Origin of the sequence: Myxococcus sp. MxC21-1, from assembly GCF_032612255.1 — a bacterium.
Lineage (GTDB): Bacteria > Myxococcota > Myxococcia > Myxococcales > Myxococcaceae > Myxococcus > Myxococcus virescens.
The window spans coordinates 846479-863054 of the sequence record NZ_CP123278.1 but is presented as its reverse complement, the minus strand read 5'-3'; the positions used below and the strand labels follow the sequence as shown (position 1 = coordinate 863054).

Genomic DNA, 16576 nt, shown 5'->3' with positions numbered 1-16576 from the left:
AGTTCCTCCATGGCTCAGGTCAAGATGCAGACGGCTCGCACCACGTTGAGGGAGCCAGATGCCGCCGCGGAGGACCTCCTGAGTCAGTTGGGCAGCGACACGCCCCGCCTGGTGACGATGTTCGCCTCGCGGGAGCGTGACCAGCACGCGCTCAACCGCGCCGTGCGTCAACGGCTGCCGGCGGGCACGCGCCTGATTGGCGCCACCACCGCGGGCGAGCTGGACAACACCGGCATCCACGAGGGCAGCGTGGTGATGAGCGCCCTCTTCGGAGACTTCGAGGTGGGCCTGGGCCTGGGCACCGGCCTGTCCGTGGACGCCATCAGCGCGGGCGCGGCCTCCATCAAGCGCGCGTGCGAGGACCTGGGCGTGCGGCAGCAGGACCTGGACCCGCGCCGGTTCGTCGGCCTCGTGATTGACGACGGCTTCCGCTACAAGAAGGAAGAGCTGCTGCTCGGCATCCTGGAGAAGTGCCAGACGCTGGTGCTGGTGGGCGGCGGCGCCAGCGACGCCAACCGCGACCCGGCCAAGCAGTCCGCCATGGTGCACGTGGATGGCGAGGTCGCCACCGACGCGGTGCTGGTGGCCCTCTTCAAGACGAACGCGCCCTGGGCCGCGCTCCGCTCCCACTGGTACGTGCCCACCGGTGAGAAGCTCACCATCACCAAGGTGGATGAAAGCCACACCCGCGCGCTCGAAATCGACGGGCACCCGGCCGCCAAACGCTACGCGGACATCCTGGGCGTGAGCGTGGAGGAGCTGGAGTTCGGCACGCCCCGGGGCTTCGCCGTGCGCCCCACCGCGCTGCGCGTGGGCCGGGAGTACTTCATCCGCGCCGCCTGGAGCCCGCAGGAGGATGGCTCCATCCTCTTCGCCAACCTGCTGGAGGAAGGCACCGAGCTGGAGCTGATGAAGCTGGGCGACATGGCCGGCATGACGCGCAGCTTCTTCACCGACGAGGTACCCCGCAGGGTCCAGAACCCCCAGGCCGCCCTGCTTTTTCACTGTGGTGGACGCATGTGGTACGCCAGTGCCACCAACACCGTGCAGCAACTGGCGGAAACGCTGAAGGCCGCACCCACCGCCGCTGGGATGAACGTGCACTTCGAAATCTATTCGGGGTTCCACATCAACACCACGCTGACCGCGCTGGTCTTCGGGGCGAACTGAGCCATGGCCTCCTCGCAGCCTCCCTCTGACTCTCCGGCGGACAATGCGTCGCTCCTGCTCGTGGCCGGCGAGCGTGAGTGCCAACGCGTGGAGGAAGCCCTCCAGCACGCGGGCGTGACGGTGGTGACGGAGCGCGCCACCACGGCGGCCGCGGCGGAGGCCGCGCTGTCACGCACGTGGGGCCTGGTGCTGTGCGGCTCGGAAGTCCCCGACATGGGCTTCGCCGAGGTCCAGGCGCTGTGGAGCAAGCACGGCAAGGAGCTGCCCTTCGTGGTGCTGTCGCGCGACTGGTGCGAGGCCACGCTGGAGGCCAGCGTGCGCGCCGGAGCGCTCGACTACATCACCGAGGACCGCTTCAGCCGCCTGGTGCCCGTGGTGCAGCGCGAGCTGCGGATGACGGCGGACCGCCGCCGCCACACCGCCACCGCGGTGCAGTTGGAGCGCACCAACTACCTGATGGAGAACATCATCGACGCGATTCCGTTCGTCCTCTTCGTGAAGGACGCGGACACGCGCCGGCTGGTGGTGGCCAACAAGACGTTCGCGGACGCCTTCCGCGTCACCAAGGAATGGCTGCTGGGGAAGCTGGACCACGACTACTTCCCCAAGGAGCAGGCCGAGTCGTTCATCGCCATCGACACGGAGATTCTCGAAACCAAGCAGATGAAGTCCTTTGAAGAGGTGGCCCGCGCAGACGGCGTGGACCGCATCTTCGCCACGCGCAAGCTGCCCCTGCTCGACGAGCACGGCGTGGCCCGCTACGTGATGGGCGTCACCGAGGACATCACCGAGCGCAAGCAGCACGAAGAGATGCTGCGCGCGTCCAAGGCGGAGCTGGAGGCGGCCAACAAGCAGCTCGCCGCCAGCCTGGAGGAAATCAAGCGCACCCGCGCCGTGTCCGCCCGCTCGCTGGCGTCCTACCAGCAGCGCGCGCTGCAGATGGAAATCATCCGTCAGCAGAACGAGGACCTGGACCGGCTGGCCCAGGAGCTGGCGGTGGCCAAGCGCAACGAGGAGGAGCGCGCCCGGGAAGCCGAAGCCGCCGCCCGCCTCAAGAGCGAGTTCCTGGCCAACTTCAGCCACGAAATCCGCACCCCGCTCAACGGCATCATCGGCTACTGCGACCTGCTGATGCGCGAGGAGGGCCAACGGCTGACGGCGCACGGCCGCCGCGACCTCAACGTCGTGAAGACGAACGCCAAGACGCTGCTGGCGCTCATCAACGACATCCTGGACCTGTCCAAGATTGAGTCCGGCCGCGTGGAGGTCGTCACCGAGCTGGTGGACGTGCAGGAGCTGGCCGAGGAGTGCCTGGCCACGGTGAAGGAGTACCTCAAGGGCAAGGACGTGGCCCTCACCACCAACATCGACCCGTCCGCCCGCATGCTCCGCTCGGACGCGCTGAAGCTGCGGCAGATCATGCTCAACCTGCTCAGCAACGCCGCCAAGTTCACCGACGCGGGCGAGGTGGCGCTGAGCCTGGTGCCCGCGGGCAACGAAGTCATCATGACGGTGGAGGACACCGGCGTCGGAATCCCCTCTGACGAGCTGCCCTTCATCTTCGAGAAGTTCCGCCAGGTGGACGGCTCCACCACGCGCAAGGTGGGCGGCACCGGCCTGGGGCTGGCCATCGTCCGCGAGCTGTCCCGTGTGCTGGGCGGCAATGTCACCGTGACGTCCACGCTGGGCCGCGGCACCACCTTCACGGTGCGCCTGCCCACCACGCTGGAGACGCCGGACAACGGCGGCGGGCCGCACCTGGAGCGCGGCGTGCCCGTGTCGGAAGTGGCCCAGCACGTGGGCACCATGGCCCAGCCGGGCAGCACGGTGCTGGTGGTGGATGACGACCCGCTCATCCAGCAGTTGGTGGCCGGACAGCTGGAGCCCGCGGGCTTCAAGGTGGTGGTGGCCGAGGACGGCATCGCCGCCCTCAAGCGGGCCCGCGAGCTGCGGCCCCAGGCCATCCTCCTGGACATCCACCTGCCCAAGCTGGACGGATGGTCGGTGCTCAGCCAGCTCAAGAGCGAGCCCTCGCTGGCCGGCATCCCCGTCATCCTCATCTCCGTGGAGGAGCAGCGCGCGCGCGGCTTCTCCCTGGGGGCGTGCGAGTACCTCGTCAAGCCGGTGGAGCCAGACCGCCTGGTGGAGGTGGTGCAGCGCAGCCTCCATCAGTCCTCCGGCACCTCCACCAGCGTGGGTGAGGTGCTGGTGGTGGACGACGACTCGGCCACCCGCGAGCTGGTCAGCCGCAACCTGCGCCGCGCCGGCTTCTCCACCTCCGAGGCCCGCAGCGGCGAGGACGCCCTGCTCAAGGCGCGCGTGTCCCCGCCCGCCCTGGTGGTGCTGGATTTGATGATGCCCAACCTGGACGGCTTCGAGGTCCTACGCCGGCTGCGCGCGGAGAAGCTCCAGGTGCCCGTGGTGGTGCTCACCGGCAAGACGCTCTCCGCGGAGGAAGAGGCCCTCTTGCGTGACGGCTTCGCCGGCTTCGTGAAGAAGGGCGGCCACGCGCTGGAGGACGTCATCGCCCAGGCCAAGGGCCTGCTGCTGTCCCAGCGCGCCGCCAGCGCCGGCAAGCTGGCCCGCATCCTCTATGTGGAGGACAGCGCGCAGAACCGCGACATCGTCCGCCGCTACCTCAACGGCCACTTCGAGGTCATCGAAGCGGAGGACGGCGAGCACGGCTTGGAGCGCGCCATCCGCGACGCCCCGGACCTCATCCTGATGGACCTGTCGCTCCCCCGCCTGGACGGCTGGGAAGTCACCCGCAGGTTGCGAGCCCTACCCGCCGCGGCCCATGTTCCCGTCATCGCGGTGACGGCACACGCGGGGCGGGAGTATCAGGACAAGGCACACGCGGCCGGTTGCACCGCGTATCTCACCAAGCCCCTTGATCGTGACCAGTTGCTCGAGATGATTCGAAAGCATCTAGGGAGAACCCATGTCTGAAGAAAAAGCGCGCGTCCTGGTGGTGGACGACGACCCGGACCTGCTCGACCTCGTACAGCGCTCGCTGAGCGCCTACGGCTTCGAGGTGCTCACGCACACCTCCGCGCTGGGTGTCTCCAACCTCGTCCGCTCGGTGGAGCCGGACTTCGTCCTCATCGACGTGAACTTCCCCGCGCTCAAGGGCGACAAGGTCGTCAACCTGGCGCGCCAGTACGCGCTGCCGAAGACGAAGTTCATCCTCTATTCAGCATCCGACGAATCGAAGCTGCGCTCACTGGCGCTCGCGTCCGGTGCGGACGGATATATCTCCAAAAGCGTGCAGGGCGAGGAGCTGGCACAGCGCCTGCGCGCCTTCCACCTGAAGCCCCGGCCGCCCACCCCGACGCCCGCTCCCACCACCTGAACGCCGGATGACATGCCCGCGGGTCCCGTTGGGACGGGGCCCGCGATTCCACACCTTCCGAGCTCCCCCCACTCAGGAGGGCCGTATGAGCGCGTCCATCAATTACAGTCACGCCGAAAAACTACGACTCGAACTGGCAGAACCCCTCTTCAACCCCCTCTTGAAGAAGTGGGTGGGCAAGGGCGAGCTCGATTACGAGGTCTACCTCAAGACCCCCACGCTGCTGTCGTTGCAGGCCCCGGACGGCGAGCGCGTCGCCCACGACGAGCTGATGTTCCAGGTGGTGCACCAGGCGCAGGAGCTCTGGCTGAAGCTGGCCTCGCGCGAGGCGGTGGAAGTCGTAGCCGAGTTGGACCGGGACGCGCTGTGGGCCGCCTCGTCGCGGCTGGAGCGCATCTGCCGGGTGCTCCAGGCGGTGAAGCAGGAGCTGGCCATCCTGGAGACGATGACGCCGGACACCTACCAGGTCATCCGGCGCAGCCTGGGCAACGGCAGCGGCCAGGAGTCCCCCGGCTACAACATGCTGCGGCGGGTGGCGCAGGGGCTGGAAGGCGCCCTGGACCGGCTGCTCGCGCGGCGCGGGCTGGCGCTGGCGTCCGTGTACACCGCGGGGGGCCCGGACGACTTGAAGCGAATCTGCGAGCAGTTGGTGGACATGGACGAGGCCTTCCAGGGCTGGCTCCATGCCCACTTCCAGTTGGTGCGCCGCACCATTGGCGTGGACCGCACCGTGAAGGCGCTGGACGGCCTGCCCACGCAGGTGCTCGCGGGGCGGATGATGCTGCCGCTGTTCCGCCAGCTCTGGGACGTGCGGCTGGAGCTGACGTCCGGGTGGCAGCGCGAGGGCGGCATCGCCCCGGGTGCCAACCGGGCCCCTCCCGGCGGCGGCTGCCCTATGGCGCACGCGGCCAGGATGCAGGTGGAACAGCCATGAAGGGGAGGCCACGGCCCTGGCTTCCACCCCTCGCGCGCTGCTCCACCTGCTGTACAACGGCGCCCGCGCCGTGGACGTCCTGGAGGCCTCTCTGGGCCTGGGGCTGCTGGACGCCCTGGAGCCGGGCCCCGTCACCCTGGGAGAGCTGGCGGCGCGGCACCGGCTGGTGCCCGTGCGGCTCTACAAGCTGCTCGACTGCCTGGAGAGCCTGGGGCTGGTGCGGCGCGAGCAGCCCACCGACGCGCTGGAGTCCGCGCGCTACCAGGCCGTCCCGGGCCTGCGCGCCGCCGCCCAGGCCGTGCTGGGCCCGCAGTCCCTGGAGAAGGACCGGGAGCGCTACGCCTGGCACGAGCTGCACGGGCAGCTTCCACAGGTGCTGCGCGGTGAGCGCTCCATGCCCCCGCCGCCTTCGACTGGCCTCCGCGCACCGCCGAGCAGGTGGCGGGCTTCGAGGCCAGCATGGCCGCGGGCCTGCCCCCATCCTGGAGACGTTCCGCGCCCACCGCGACCGGCTCTGGGAGCGCGGCGGCCGCGTGCTCGACGTCGGCGGGGGTGACGGCACGCTGGCCGCCCACGGCGAGCGAGCACCCGGGCCTTCACGTGGACGTGTTCAACCTGCCCGCCACCGAGCCACTGGTGGCCCGCACCCGCGAGCGCTTTGGACTCTCCCCGAACGCCTGGGCTTCCAGGGCGGAGACTTCCTCCGGGAACCGCTGCCCGGCGGCTACGACACGCTCTGCTTCGTGCGGGTGCTGCATGACTGGCCCGCGGACACGGCGCGCGCGCTGCTCGTGGCCGCGCGCGACGCGCTCCCACCCGGTGGCCGCGTCCTCATCTGCGAGGAGTTCCGCACCCCGGAGCGGCTGGCTGCCCAGTTCTTCTGGTCCTACTTCCTCATGGGCGTGGACACCTGCGTGAGCCGCCTGCGCGAGGTGGAGCACTACCTGCGTGTCCTGGACGAGACGGGTTTCAAGGACGCCGAAGTCCTGCCCGGCCCCTTCGAACTCATCCTGGCCCACCGGTAAAAACGACAGGACCCCACAGGTGGGGTCACCTGGTTGTCCGCCAGGTGTCACCGGCCCCACCGCACCGCGCCAGGGAAGCGCTGGTAGAATGGGCGCACCCGTGTCCGGTGAAACCCTGGCACGGCAGCTGCAATCTTCCCGTCCGTAGCGCGTGCAGCACGGCAGCGACGCAGTCCGACGAAGAGGAGGGACTCCGCATGAAGAAGCAGGGTTCACGCAGGTCGGATGAAGGCTCGGAGAAGGCGGTCCGCGGGCTGGTGACCCCGCCGCAAGGCACGGGAGGCTGGACGCCGCCCGCCGCGGACGGAGAGGTCCGCATCCCCGTGGAGGAAGGAGTGGAGTTGAGGGGCCTGCTCCAGGTCCCTCCGGGCGCCACCGGCGTGGTGGTGATGGTCCGGGGCCACGGCAGCAGCCGCCGCGGCGCCATGGACCAGGAAGTCGCCCGGCTGTTGCAGAACGAGGGGCTGGCCACCCTGGCGGTGGACCTGCTGACGGCGGCGGAAGAGGAGGCCTGCCGCGAGCGGGACCTGCGCTTCAACCTGGGCCTCTTCGGCGGACGCCTGGCGGGCGTGGCGCGCTGGCTGCGGCGCGCGCCTCGCACCAGCGCCCTGCGCATTGGCTACTTCGGGGCGTACACGGGCGCGGCCGCGGCCCTGGCCGCCGCGGCGATGCGGCCAGAGGCGGTGGACGCGGTGGTGTGCCGGGGTGGACGCCTGGCGCAGCCGGGGGCGGCGCTGGCCCGGGTGCGCGCGCCCACCCTGCTCATCGTCGGCGCGGAGGACACGTCCGCGCAGGAGCCCCACCGCCGCACCTACGCCGCGCTGACGACGGAGAAGCGCCTGGAGGTCATCCCCGGCGCCACGCACCGCTTCGAGGAGCCCGGCACGCTGACGCAGATGGTGGACCTGGCGTGCATCTGGTTCCTCCAGCACCTGGGCGCGCCGCGCTGGGATTCCCTGCCCGCGCCGCGCGCCGCCGGGAGCTGAAGCACCGGCTTTCCACACGGTGGGCCAGGGCAGCCAGCAGCGCTGCCCTGGCCCCCAGCGGACGCCCTGGCGTGGGGGAAGGCGCGAGCGCGCCTGACGCCCAGGCACCTCGACGGTGCCACCAGTCGTGGCGCGCTCCCAGTGGCCAGCGGTCTGACGCGCAAGCCCTCCGGGCTCAGAGGCTTGCCGGGCGCTGCACACCCAACTGGCACCCGAGGACCGCCAGCTGCGTGCGGTTCTCCGAGCCCACCTTCTTGTAGATGGCGGTGATGTGCGCCTTCACCGTGCGCTCGGTGATGCCCAGGCGTGCGGCGATCCGCAGGTTGTCCGCGCCCGCGGCGATGTAGCCCAGCACCTCGCGCTCACGCGGCGTCAGCCGGCCCAGCTCCCCCGCGGCGACGCCTCCGGCCGCGGCCACGCCAGCCCCGCGGGCAGCAGCCGCTCGCCACGCACCACCCGCTCCACCGCCTCCACCACCTCCGCGCAGCCCACGTTCTGCTTCCACAGGTAGCCGGCCGCGCCCGCCTGGAGGCATTGCTCCACCACCTCCGCCTCGCGGTGGCCCGACAGCACCAGCGGCTTCACCGCCGGGAAGAAGTCATGCAGACACTGGAGCGCCGACATCCCGCTGGTGGACGCCTCCCACCCCGGCAGCTCCAGGCGCAGGTCCACCAGCGCGACATGGGGCAGCGTCTCGCGCACACGCGCGAAGAACGGCGCGGGCTCCCCGAAGTCCGCCACCACGTCCATGCCCGCGCCTTCCAGCACAGCCACCAGGGCCTCCCGGAAGACCTGCTGGTCCTCCAGGATGGCCACCCGGATGCGTTCCGATTCCATGGCCCTTCCACCCTCCCCTGTTCGCCCCCTGCGATTCAACCCCGCTAAGGGGATTCCCTCATGTGGGGGGCGACAGGGAATGACGTCTGGAGGATACTTCCCCCGTCAGGAAACACCCGCAGTGCCATCCGCACGCTGAAGGGGGAAGCCATGCCGGAGATGAAGATTCGCGTCCTCATCGTGGACGATGACCAGGACCAGCTCTCCCTCGTGGAGCGCACCCTCTCCGCCTTCGGCTTCGACGTCCGCACCCACCGCTCCTCCCTGGGCGTGTCCAACCTGGTGCGCACCACCCAGCCGGACCTGGTGTTGCTGGACGTGAACATCCCCGCGCTCAGCGGCGACAAGGTGCTCACGCTCGCGCGCGGTCAGGCGCCCAAGGGCACGAAGTTCATCCTCTACTCCGCGTCGGACGAATCCCAGCTGCGCGCCCTGGCGCGCGCCTCGGGCGCGGACGGCTACATCTGCAAGAGCGTGCAGGGCGAGGAGCTGGCCCAGCGACTGGAAGCGCTCCACCTCAAGCCCGCGGCTTCGGAAGCCGTGAAGGCCGCGCGTTAGCGCGGCGCTGGCCTCACGCGGGCAGGTCCGTCACTTCCAGGAAGACCGCGCGGAAGTCCCCCCGCGCGCCGATGAGCCTCAGGTTCTGCGCCAGCCCGCCGGTGGAGCGGAAGAACATCATCGCCTCCGGTGGCGGCCTGATTTTCAGGAAGCGCGGCGCGTTGCGCGAGAAGTGGTGGCGCATGTCACGGTTGATTTCGCAGACCGCGTAGTCGTAGTCCGGCAGGCGCATGGGCCGCCCGGCGATGCGCAGCACCTCGGTGATGAGGTCCTCGGCCTCCTCGTCCGGAAGCTCCACGGTGAAGCCCACCTCCCGGCTCAGGCTCAGGATGTCCAACGGCTCCATGCGCATCGTCTGCCGGAGCATGCGCTGGTTGACGTCCACGAAGCGCGGGGAGAAGCGCTTGATGGAGCCGAAGTCCAGCAAGCCCAGCCGCCCGTCCGGCATCACCATGAAGTTGCCCGGGTGCGGGTCCGCGTGGATTTCGCCCGCGCCGAAGAAGGGCCCGTAGGTGGCGAGGATGAGCTGGCGCGCCACGCGGAAGCGCGCCTCGTTGGAGGGATTCGTCGGCAGCCAGTCCTTGAGGGTGAGCCCCTCCAGCAGCTCCAGCGTCAGCACCCGCTTCGCGCTGTGGCTGGAGATGACGGCGGGCACACACAGCTCCGGCAGCTTCGCCACGCTGCGCGCGAAGCCCTCGGCCAGCTCGGCCTCGCGGCGGTAGTCCAACTCCAGGAGCATCTCGTCGCGGAACTCCTGGAAGTAGGCGCCTGCATCGGACACGCGCAGCACCGTCGACGCCGTCTTCGCCACGATGCCCAGGTTCGCCATGTCGTTGGCCAGGGACACGTCGATGCCGGGGTATTGCACCTTCACCGCCACCGCCCGGCCGTCCTCCAGCACCGCGCGGTGCACCTGCCCCAGCGACGCGGCCGCCAACGGCTCCTCGCTGAACTCGCGGAAGAGCGACTCCGGCGGCGCACCCAGCTCCGCCTGGACCACGCGCGACACCTGCGCGTAGGACATGGAGGGCGCCTGGTTCTGCAGCCGCGCCAGCACCTGCCGTACCTCGGGGGTGAGCAGGTCCGGGTCCATGGAGATGGCCTGCCCCATCTTCATGGCGGCCCCCTTGAGCTCGCCCAGGGTGGAGACCAGCTTCTCCGCGGCCTCCTTGCTGAGCAGGTCGGGCGTGCTCCCGGACAGGCGCTTCGCGCTGCTCTTGAGCACATCCGTGCCCACCTGCACGGAGAGGCCTGCCAGCTTGCGCAAGCGGTTGAAGCGGCCCTGGGGAGGAAGCTTGTCGTCGGGGTCGGAGGCCATGGGAGCTGAAGTGGATTAACGAGGAGGGCCCCGCCAGACGCAAGGCATGACGCCCCGCCGAGACAGCCAGGCCGCCCTACCTGGAGGCGGGCGCGGCCCCCGGTGGCCCCCGGAGCGTGTACCAACTGGGAAGCCGCTCCAGCTCCAGGGCCTCTGGCGGCGCCACGCCGCCGTCGAGCGCCACCGACGCCTGCAAGGCCGCGCGCAGCTCGGCCGCACTGGCATAACGGTCCCCCGGGCGGCGCGCCATGGCCTTGAGCAGCACGCGTGACAGCGCCGACGGGATGCCCGCCGGCAGCGGTGGCACCTCCCGAGCGTGGCCATGAGGCGGCTCCTCCGCCGCGTGCCCACGCGAGGACAGCCGGCCCGAGACGAGCAGCGCGCCCAGCACGCCCACGGCGAAGAGGTCCGCGGCCACCGGCAGGTCGGCGGCGCCGTTGGAGGAGGGAGCAACCCAGCAATGCCGAAGTCCAGCAGCTTCACGTGCTGGCGGCCATTCGCGTCGGGGATGAGGAAGATGCTGGTGGGATTGAGGCTGCCGTGGGCGATGCCGTGCGCATGCGCGGCGCCCAGCGCGTCACACACCTGGGTGAGCAGGTCCACCACCAGCGCGGACGCCAGCGGCCCGTTCGCGAAGGCGGTCAGGCTCTGTCCCTCCAGGTACTCCCGGACGAGGTAGGGACGCCCGTCGCGAATGCCCAGGTCGTAAAGCGAGACGATGTGCGCGTGCTGGATGAGCGTCAGCGTGCGCGCCGCCTGAAGGAACTTAGCGACCTGCGCCGGGTCCTGCGTCGCGTGCGTGTGAAGCACCTGGATGGCCACGCGCTTCTGGATGAGCGCGTGCTCCGCGAGCAGCACGACGCCCAGGCTCCCCCGGCCCAGCTCGCGCAGCAGCCGGAAGTGGCCCACCTGCTGTCCCACCAGCGAGGCCGCCGAGGACGGGAGCGGGGCCTCCCTCGCGGGCGGCACCAGGAAGGATGGCGGACACCCCATGGACACACGACGCGCGCCCGCCCGGGCCGGACACTCGCAGACTTCCCCGTGCGCGGGGACACAGCCACACGGGGACCGGAAGGTCTGGGTGAACACGGGAACGGAGGTGGTGACGTCCGACCGGGACATGATGCCAACGTCCTTCGCGCGATAGGCGCCCCGCTCCGGCCAGCAGCCAGTGGGCCCACGCACGAGCCAGCGCGAAATGGGTTTCGGAAGAGGTGACAGCGCCCGTTCGGAACGCGCGTCCTGGCGCTCCGATGTCCCCCTCCTTGAGCTGAAACCCTAACGCCGTCACGGCGCGTTTCGCGACGCACTTCGGAGCGTGCGTCGAACGCGCAACGACCGCTCTGTTGGGCGGAGCACGCACGCCTCGCGGGACCTCCAGGGTGGACGTCGCGCCACCGTCTGGAGCCTCGGCAAGTGTGCTGCGCTCAACGCGCGTCCGCGCCCGTGAGCCGAGCGCGGCGGACCTCCCCGCCCAGGTGCGGACGGGGAGGTGCGTTCATCCACGTCAGCCGATGACGGGATCGCAGGTGTTGTCCTCGCCGCACATCAGCCCCAGGCAGCACTCGGCGGCCTCACCACAGGCCTCGCCAATGGGGGCGCACACCGGAGCACCCGCGTCCGGCTCCTCGCCGCCCGTGCCCGCGTCCGGCTCCTCGCCACTGCCGGCATCCGGCTCCTCGCCACTGCCGGCATCCGGCTCCTCGCCGCCGCCTTCGCAGGGGCCCAGCGTGTCTCCATGCCGCTCATGCGCCGGCCAGGCCGACGTGGACACCGAGATGGTGTGCGCGTTGGCGGGGTTGCCCGGGGGAATGTGGCAGATGGTGACCTTGCCCGGCGTGGCGTCATCGTCCCCGGGGTACGTCGGCTCGTCGCCGAAGCCAGGGCCTCCTTCGCCGGCCTTGCCGCCCAGCCCGCCGCTCTGAGGGGTCTGCATGTCCGGCTCATCGCCCGACGGTGAACCGCCACAACCGCCCGCGAGCAGTGAGCACAGGGCCATCACCACCGCGGACGAGAAAACAGGTTTGAGGCTTCGCATCGGTATGCTCCAGGTACGGGTGTACGATTGCTGCCACCCACGCCGGGCCTCATCCACGACGACCTCAGCCACCACCTTGCGCATGTCGACACCAGTCCGCGGGCAGGGGCGCGGCTTCTGGAGTCACAAGCGCGGTTCGTCCAGGACTCGGCCCCCCGCGGATACAGCCACCACGGAGATTAGACTCGCCCACGGCCCCATCGGCCACGCGTTTGCGCACGCCCTCCCCGTGTTGACAGCACGACTGAAAACGTCCTGAATCAGCTCACGCTCTCAGCGCTGTATCGCGCGATGAGTCCCGTGCGCACGGCCTGCCGGTGTACCCGCGTGAAGAAGGCACACGCGAGCAGGATTTCCACCACGGCGAGGCCAGCCCCCCACAGCAGCGTGGACACCTGGAACGCGCCCCCCGCCGCGAGCGTGCGCATACCCTCGAACACATACGAGGGTGGTAGCAGATGGGACACCGCCTGCATCCACGCGGGCAGCGTGGACAGCGGGTAGAACACGCCGGCGAAGGGCGACAGCAGCGCGGGGATGGGCCAGACGAACCACTCCGACGCCGGGCCCAGGCGCAGCACCAGCGCGCAGCCGAAGATGCCCAGCGCGATGCCGAACAGGAACAGCACCAGCAGGAAGGGCACGAAGAGCACGCCGTACGCGGCGAAGGACAGGCCGAAGACGGTGCTGGCCAGCACCAGCATCACCAACAAGCCCAGGGTGCTGGTGGCGATGCTGGAGAGCACCAGCCCGCCCAGGTATTCGGAGATGGTGAGCGGGGACGCGAACATGTTGAGGAAGTTGCGCGACCACACGTCCTCGAAGAACACCATCGTCACGCCCTGCATGACGCGGATGAAGAAGTCCCACAGCAGGACGGCGCCCAGCAGCACCGGAACGAAGTTGTATTCCTGAGAGGTGACGGTGTTGAGGTAGCGGCTCATGAAGCCCCACAGCACCATGTCGATGGCCACCCACGCGAAGAGTGGCAGGAAGCGCGCGAGGCTCCCTCGCAGGAGGTAGTAGTGGCGAAGCGCGACGGCGGCGGCCCGGTGCAGGTGCATGGTCAGCTCCGCTCCAGCGCGAGCGGCTCGCGCGCCACGGCGATGAAGAGCTCTTCCAGCGAGGCCTGGCCGTGCTCGCCGGGCAGCGTCCTCGGGTTTCCTTCCAGGAGCACCCGGCCGCGCGCCAGGAACAGCACCCGGTCGCAGACCTCCTCCACCTCGTACATGTTGTGGGACGTCCACAGCACGCCGCCGGTGTCCCGCGCGGCGAACTCGCGAATCCGGGCGCGGATGTCCCGGGCCGTCGCGGGGTCCAGCGACGCGGTGGGCTCGTCCAGGAGCAGCAGGTGCGGACGGTTGAGCATCGCCTTCGCCAGCGCCACGCGGGTCTGCTCTCCGGAGGACAGCACGCCGCACTTCACGTCGCGGTACTTCACCAGGTCGAACTGCTCCAGCAACTCCGCGATGCGCGCCCCCAGGGACTTCACCCCGTAGATGAGGCCGAAGACGCGCAGGTTCTGGTACACGGAGAGGTTGCCCGGCAGCGGCGAGTAGACGGCGGCGAAGTTCGTCAGCGCCAGCGCGGCGGAGCGCTGCGCCGCCAGGTCCAGGTCCTGGATGTGGATGGTGCCGGACGTGGGCTGCAGCACGCCGAGCACCATGTTGATGGTGGTCGTCTTCCCCGCGCCGTTGGGGCCCAGCAGCCCGACAATCTCTCCGCGTCCCACCTCGAAGGAGACACCCTCCACCGCGGCCTTGCCGCCGTACTCCTTCCGCAGCTTCGCCACCGACAACACCTTGGGCACGTCCGCCCTTCCCACGGTCACCATGGCGCGCATTGTGCCGTGGACCGGGGCAGGCGCACGGTGAAGATGGACCCCAGCCCGGGCCGGCTCTCCACCTCGATGCGGCCCCCCATGGCGTCCACGATCTGCCGGCTGATGTAGAGCCCCAGTCCCAGGCCGCCATAGTGCCGGTCGGACACCGCGCGCTCGAAGCGGCCGAACAGGCGCGGCAGGTCCTCCGCGGCGATGCCGATGCCCTCGTCACGCACCGACACCCGCACCATCTCCTCGCCCTCGAAGGCCGCCTCCACCAGGACAGGCCGGCCCGCGCCGTACTTGGCCGCGTTGGTGAGCAGGTTCACCAGCACCTGGTCCAGCCGCAGCGAATCCCACTTCCCCGGCAGCGGACCCGGCACCTCCACCCGCACCGGACAGCCCGCCAGGGAGAACACCTCCTCCATGCGGTCCACCGCGTCGCGCACCGCCTGGCCCAGGTCCACGTCGGACGGCTCCAGCTTCAGCCGCCCCAGCGACATCCGGCTGACGTCCAGCAGGCTGTCCACCAGCGCGCTCAGCCGCTGCACCTGCCGCACGGCCGTGGCCAGCCGGGGCCGCACCTTGTCCCCCACATCTCCGAGGGCGGCGCGGTCGATGAGGCCGTGCTGGAGCTTCAGGCTGGTGAGCGGCGTCTTCAGCTCATGGCTGGCCACGGAGAGGAACTCGTCGCGCAGACGCACCGCGGCCTGCGCGTCCCGGTACAGCGACGCGTTCTCCAGCGCCACCGCCACGCGCCGCGCCAGCTCCTCCGCCATGGCCACGTCGGCGGTGACCAGCCGGCGGCAGGGGGCCGCGGTGCCCAGCGTGATGACGCCCAGCGTGCGCCCCCGCATGCGCACCGCCACCGCGAGCAGCGAGTGTGGATTCAGCGCCTCCAGGAGCGCGCGGTGCTCGGGCCCCTGGCACATGCGCTCGCGCAGCTCCGGCCCCACCTCGGGCAGGAAGCGCGTCTCCCCCGACAGGAAGCACTCGCGCGCCGGATGCAGCGTGCCGTCCACCCAGGGAAGGGACAGCGAGGCCAGCACCGCCCCGTCCCGCTCCGGCTCCCGGTGGGACGCGGCCACGCCGCGCGGCACGCCGTCCGCTCCCATCAGCTCCACCAGGCAGTACGTGGCCACGTTTCGCGCGGCCACTCGCGCCAGTGCTCCAGCGTCCACTCCACGTCGTCCAGGTGCTCGGCCAGCGCGCGGCTCGCCTCCAGCAGGAAGAAGAGCCGTTCCTCGGCCTCCTTGCCCGCCTCCAGCGCCAGGTGCAGCTTGCCGCCGCGCTCACGCAGCGCCTCGTACAACGCCGCGCGCTCCAGCGCCTGCGCGCACTGCTGCGCCAGCGAGGACAGGAAGCCGCGCTCCTCCGCGAGGAACACCTGCGGCCCGTCCCACGCGAACAGCAGGAAGCCCCGGATGCGGTGCTCCACCTTCAAGGGCAGCACCGCCCAGGCCCCGGTCCCCACGCCCTGGACGAAGTCCCCTGCCCACTCGGGCACGGCGCGCGGCACCGCCGCGGGGTTGGAGAACCACTGCGGCTCCAGTTGCTCCAGCGCCCGGTCCACGCCGGGCACCTGGTCCGCCCACAGCCCGCGCAGGGTATCCAGCACCGCCGGCGCGTAGCCAAAGGAGCCCAGCACGTGCAGCCGGCCATCCTCCAGCATGCCGAGCACCGCGCCGCGCGCCGGGCCCGTGGGCCGCAGCTCCTCGCGCATCAGCGCTTCGGCCACGTCCTCGGCGGTGGCCGCGCGGGACAGGGCCGCGGTGACGGCCTGGAGGCGCTCGGTGCGCTGCTGCGCGCCGCGCGCCTCCGCGTACAGCAGCGCGTTGTCCAGGGACAGGCCGGCGCGCCGGGCCAGCTCCAACGCCAGCTCCAGGTCGGACGCGCCGGGCCCCTCGTCTGAGTCGCCCCGGACCAGCGACAGCGCGCCGAGCACGCGGCCTCGCGCCAGCAGCGGCACGATGAGGCCCGCCCGGATGCCCAGGCGCCGCGCCACCTCCAGCTGCGCCTCCGTGAGCACCACGCCCGGCAGCATCGCGTCCAGGACTTCGGGCAGGAGGGCGGCCTTGCCGGTGCGCAGGACCTCCGGGATACCGCCCTCGGCCGTCAGGTCCAGGGGCTGGAGGCGTGCCAGCTCGTGCACCAGCGGCACCTGCTCCGCCAGGCGGTGCGCCGCGGCCACCCGCTCCACCCGCCCGTCCGCCGTGAGCACGTCCACCGCGCACCAGTCCGCCAGCAGCGGCACGGCCAGCTCCGCCAGTCGCTGGAGCACCGTGCCCGAATCCAGGGACGACGACAGCAGCTCGCCCGCGCTGGCCAGGAACGCGAGGCGCTCCTCCGCGTCGTCACTGCCGCGCAAGCGGACGGCCTTCCCGGCCCCACCCACCTGGGACTCCAGCCCTCGCGGCGGACACACCGCGTCCGATTCCGTGGAGACGGACCGCTCGGGTTCGCGCTCGTCCACGGACGCGGGCCGCGAGGATGAAGAAGGGCGGCGCGACATGGGGTGTCGGAGATAATGACGCCC

Annotated in this window: 17 protein-coding genes and 1 pseudogene; 8 read left to right on the top strand and 10 right to left on the bottom strand. The window is 70.7% G+C overall.

Translation table 11 applies throughout. The annotated features are described in order from the left end of the window. Positions 1–9: 9 nt before the first annotated feature. The 7 genes from QEG98_RS04180 to QEG98_RS04150 all read left to right on the top strand — a co-directional run bounded on the left by QEG98_RS04180 (position 10) and on the right by QEG98_RS04150 (position 7467). Entirely contained in the window at positions 10–1170 is a 1161-nt protein-coding gene (locus QEG98_RS04180; RefSeq protein WP_316565828.1) for an FIST signal transduction protein, read from the top strand. 3 nt (positions 1171–1173) lie between these two features. Next, complete coding sequence (locus QEG98_RS04175; protein WP_316565827.1) at positions 1174–4119, top strand: response regulator; 2946 nt, start codon at positions 1174–1176, stop codon at positions 4117–4119. After that, positions 4112–4522 (top strand): response regulator, encoded by a 411-nt coding sequence (locus QEG98_RS04170; RefSeq protein WP_090485883.1) that lies wholly within the window; start codon positions 4112–4114, stop codon positions 4520–4522. Before QEG98_RS04175 ends, QEG98_RS04170 begins: the two co-directional genes overlap by 8 nt. A gap of 85 nt (positions 4523–4607) precedes the next feature. Beyond that, on the top strand, positions 4608–5456 hold the full coding sequence (locus QEG98_RS04165; protein ID WP_090485886.1) for a tryptophan 2,3-dioxygenase family protein: 849 nt from the start codon (positions 4608–4610) through the stop codon (positions 5454–5456). 70 nt (positions 5457–5526) lie between these two features. Further along, complete coding sequence (locus tag QEG98_RS04160; RefSeq protein ID WP_316565826.1) at positions 5527–6012, top strand: hypothetical protein; 486 nt, start codon at positions 5527–5529, stop codon at positions 6010–6012. After that, entirely contained in the window at positions 5990–6481 is a 492-nt protein-coding gene (locus tag QEG98_RS04155; RefSeq protein ID WP_316565825.1) for a methyltransferase, read from the top strand. Before QEG98_RS04160 ends, QEG98_RS04155 begins: the two co-directional genes overlap by 23 nt. A gap of 197 nt (positions 6482–6678) precedes the next feature. Further along, positions 6679–7467, top strand: coding sequence for a dienelactone hydrolase family protein (locus tag QEG98_RS04150; RefSeq protein WP_316565824.1), 789 nt, complete (start codon positions 6679–6681; stop codon positions 7465–7467). A 175-nt stretch (positions 7468–7642) separates the two neighbouring features. Here the strand turns inward: QEG98_RS04150 and QEG98_RS04145 are convergent, their stop codons facing one another. Together QEG98_RS04145 and QEG98_RS04140 are read right to left on the bottom strand one after the other, a co-directional pair. After that, a complete protein-coding gene (locus tag QEG98_RS04145) occupies positions 7643–7885 on the bottom strand; it encodes a helix-turn-helix transcriptional regulator (protein WP_316565823.1) in 243 nt (80 codons plus the stop codon). Next, complete coding sequence (locus tag QEG98_RS04140; RefSeq protein WP_316565822.1) at positions 7840–8304, bottom strand: response regulator transcription factor; 465 nt, start codon at positions 8302–8304, stop codon at positions 7840–7842. The genes QEG98_RS04145 and QEG98_RS04140 overlap by 46 nt, the downstream gene beginning before the upstream one ends. A gap of 150 nt (positions 8305–8454) precedes the next feature. On the opposite strand from QEG98_RS04140, the gene QEG98_RS04135 reads away from it, so the two are divergent. Beyond that, a complete protein-coding gene (locus QEG98_RS04135; protein ID WP_316565821.1) occupies positions 8455–8862 on the top strand; it encodes a response regulator in 408 nt (135 codons plus the stop codon). Positions 8863–8875: 13 nt separating this feature from the next. Here the strand turns inward: QEG98_RS04135 and QEG98_RS04130 are convergent, their stop codons facing one another. From QEG98_RS04130 to QEG98_RS04095, 8 genes and pseudogenes are all read right to left on the bottom strand, one after another. After that, positions 8876–10180 carry an AarF/ABC1/UbiB kinase family protein gene (locus QEG98_RS04130; protein WP_316565820.1) on the bottom strand — a complete coding sequence of 435 codons (1305 nt, stop codon included), beginning with the start codon at positions 10178–10180 and terminating at the stop codon, positions 8876–8878. A gap of 76 nt (positions 10181–10256) precedes the next feature. Continuing rightward, on the bottom strand, positions 10257–10598 hold the full coding sequence (locus QEG98_RS04125) for a hypothetical protein (RefSeq protein ID WP_316568080.1): 342 nt from the start codon (positions 10596–10598) through the stop codon (positions 10257–10259). 80 nt (positions 10599–10678) lie between these two features. Beyond that, positions 10679–11173, bottom strand: a pseudogene (locus QEG98_RS04120) (protein kinase domain-containing protein); the annotation flags it as partial. A gap of 514 nt (positions 11174–11687) precedes the next feature. After that, on the bottom strand, positions 11688–12218 hold the full coding sequence (locus QEG98_RS04115) for a hypothetical protein (RefSeq protein WP_316565819.1): 531 nt from the start codon (positions 12216–12218) through the stop codon (positions 11688–11690). Between the two features lie 260 nt (positions 12219–12478). Continuing rightward, the gene (locus tag QEG98_RS04110) at positions 12479–13282 is read right to left on the bottom strand and encodes an ABC transporter permease (protein WP_140787285.1); all 804 of its coding nucleotides are present in this window, start codon (positions 13280–13282) and stop codon (positions 12479–12481) included. A 2-nt stretch (positions 13283–13284) separates the two neighbouring features. Continuing rightward, positions 13285–14061 (bottom strand): ABC transporter ATP-binding protein, encoded by a 777-nt coding sequence (locus tag QEG98_RS04105; protein ID WP_090485909.1) that lies wholly within the window; start codon positions 14059–14061, stop codon positions 13285–13287. Then, on the bottom strand, positions 14046–15197 hold the full coding sequence (locus QEG98_RS04100) for a GAF domain-containing sensor histidine kinase (RefSeq protein WP_316565818.1): 1152 nt from the start codon (positions 15195–15197) through the stop codon (positions 14046–14048). The genes QEG98_RS04105 and QEG98_RS04100 overlap by 16 nt, the downstream gene beginning before the upstream one ends. Beyond that, positions 15155–16552, bottom strand: a complete 1398-nt coding sequence (locus QEG98_RS04095) for a GAF domain-containing protein (protein ID WP_316565817.1) — start codon at positions 16550–16552, stop codon at positions 15155–15157. Before QEG98_RS04095 ends, QEG98_RS04100 begins: the two co-directional genes overlap by 43 nt. Positions 16553–16576 lie beyond the last annotated feature (24 nt).